Source organism: Kytococcus sp. HMSC28H12 (assembly GCF_001816045.1).
Lineage (GTDB): Bacteria > Actinomycetota > Actinomycetes > Actinomycetales > Dermatophilaceae > Kytococcus > Kytococcus schroeteri.
In genome coordinates this window covers 1-2329 of sequence record NZ_KV824591.1, presented here as the reverse complement: position 1 = coordinate 2329, position 2329 = coordinate 1, and the positions used below count along the sequence as shown (strand labels likewise).

Here is a 2329-nt window from a genome sequence, read left to right as displayed (position 1 = left end):
GACCCGGTGACCGCCGCGGCCGTCCGGGAGACCTGGGCGGCCGTGGCGCACCGGGTGGGTCGGGGGCGTCCGGTGCTCGTGGCCGTCGACGGACGCTCCGGCTCCGGCAAGACCACCTACGCGGCCCACCTCCGCGCCCACGCCGCCGAGCGGTTGGGCGTGCCCACCGACCACGTGGGGCTGGTGGCCGTGGAGGAGCTCTACCCCGGCTGGGAGGGGCTCACGGCGGCCCCCGCGCTGCTCGACTGGCACGTGCTGCGCCCCCTGCGGGAGGGCGCCACCGCGGTGACCTGGCCCCGCTGGGACTGGGCGGTCGAGCGGTACACCGCCCTGGGCCGGATGGATCTGCCGCCCACCGGTGTTGTGGTGGTGGAGGGTGTGGGCTGCTCGGCCCCACCGGCCCGTGGGGCCTACGACCACGTGGTCTGGCTGCAGGCCCCCGCCGATCTGCGGCGCACCGCGGTGGCACGGCGCGAGGACGCCACCAGCACCGCGCCCGGCACCCCACCATGGTGGCACGGCTGGGCCCGGGCCGAGGACCGGCTGCTGGCCGCCCACCCCCCGCACCACGACCAGCTCGTGGAGCGGTCAGGCGTCGACGAGGAGAGGAGCAGGGCGTGAGCGGAACGCCGGTCCGGCGGACGACCACCGGCAGCATCAGGGTGCAGGGCGAGGCCGCCCGGCAGCTCCGGGCCTTCGAACGCGCCCGGCGCTGGTCGGCCTCCGCCGCCCGTCGCCGCCGTGACCACCTCCAGGAGCGGATACTGCCCATCCTCCAGGCCTCGGCGGGTGCCGGCATCGCGTGGTGGGTGGCCCACCACGTGTTCGGTCACGAGGCCCCGATCTTCGCCGGCGTGGTGGCCGTGGTCTGCCTGGGCATGAACTTCGGGCAGCGCATCACCCGGGCCCTGGAGATCACCGCCGGCGCCGCCACCGGCATCTTCACCGGCGAGCTCATCCTCCACTTCCTGGGCGCGGGGGCGTGGCAGACCGCCCTCATCGCCATGCTCGCGATGGTGGCCGCCTCGGTCTGGGGAGCCGGCAGCCTGCTCACCATCCAGGCCGGCGTGCAGGGCGTGGTGGTGGCCACGGCCACCGTGCTGCCCGGTGGGGCGTTCTCCCGCTGGGTCGACGCCGTCATCGGCGGGCTGGTGGCCGTGGCCATCGCGGCCCTCAACCCGATGTCGCCGCTGCACAAGCCGCGCCGCGTGGCGCGCCGCCTCACCCGGGAGGTCTCCCGCCTGCTCGACCGCACCGCGCACGGCCTGAGCGAGCGCGACGAGAAGATCGTCGGCGAGGCGTTGCGCGACGCCCGCTACACCGACCGGCTCATCAGCGAGATGCGCAGTCAGGTGGAGGAGGGCTCGGCCATCGCCCACACCGTGCCCTGGCAGTGGCGCCGTCGCCGCGACCTGCGCGGCATGGACCGGCAGGTCACGGCACTGGACCGGCTGGTGCGCAACGCCCGCGTGCTGGTACGCCGCGCCGACGTGGCCATCCTCGAGGGGGAACCCGTCCCGCACGCCTACGTGGAGCTCGTGGCCGAGGCCGCCGACGTGGCCGCCCTGCTCGTCGACGCCCTGGACGACCCGGACTCGATGGGGTCGGTGCGCCTCGAACTCGGCGAGCTCGCCGAGCTGAGCAACCACCAGGCCGACGACCCCTCGCTGAGCGCCGAGGTGATCCGCGCCCAGGTGCGCTCCATCATCGTGGACATGTACATGGTCACCGGGCTGTCCTACGGCGAGGCACGGGTCCGCGTGCCCTCCCGCTACCGGGACCGCCACGCCGCCCGCGACGAGGACTGAGCCGCTCCGTCCGCAGCGCGGGCCTCCGCGCCTCAGCCGCGCAGCGCCTGGACGATGCCGGCCAGGCGGCTCGCCTCGGCCTGCGAGACGGCCTCCCCGTCAGCGGCCTGCACGGCCATGACGGCGAGGTCCTCCTGCCCACCGGTGCGCTGCAGGCGCACCCACGGGTCGCCGGGGGTGAAGACCACACCGCGCACCTCGGACCACTCGACGCGCTGCGTGGTGAAGAGGTTGCGCACGGTCATGCCCTGCCGGTCCGGCACCGCGCGGATCATCGCGTAGCGCCACAGGAAGGCCGCGATGCCCAGGCCGGCCAGCACGGTCATCGTGCGGTCCACCGGGGTGAACCCGGGCGCGAGCACGGCGATGGCGGTGAACATCACCACGAGTACCACCGCCGAGCCCATGGCCACCCACCGGCCGCGCCGGGGCACGAAGGGGCGCAGGGCGTCCGGGGTGGGCGCGGTGTCGGGCGCGGCGTCGGGCGCGGACCGGCGGCTCATCGGCCGCTCCCCGGCTCG

The 2329-nt window shown here is 75.5% G+C and carries 2 protein-coding genes and 1 pseudogene; 2 read left to right on the top strand and 1 reads right to left on the bottom strand.

Features of this window, described 5'->3' with window-relative positions:
* Positions 1-621: pseudogene (locus HMPREF3099_RS13050) on the top strand (hypothetical protein); the annotation flags it as partial.
* Positions 618-1808 carry an FUSC family protein gene (locus tag HMPREF3099_RS09335; protein WP_070705705.1) on the top strand — a complete coding sequence of 397 codons (1191 nt, stop codon included), beginning with the start codon at positions 618-620 and terminating at the stop codon, positions 1806-1808. The pseudogene HMPREF3099_RS13050 and the gene HMPREF3099_RS09335, both read left to right, overlap by 4 nt.
* Positions 1809-1840: 32 nt before the next feature.
* On the opposite strand, the gene HMPREF3099_RS09330 is transcribed toward HMPREF3099_RS09335, so the two are convergent.
* Positions 1841-2329: PH domain-containing protein (locus tag HMPREF3099_RS09330; protein WP_371327528.1), on the bottom strand; the 489-nt coding region annotated here is incomplete at its 5' end.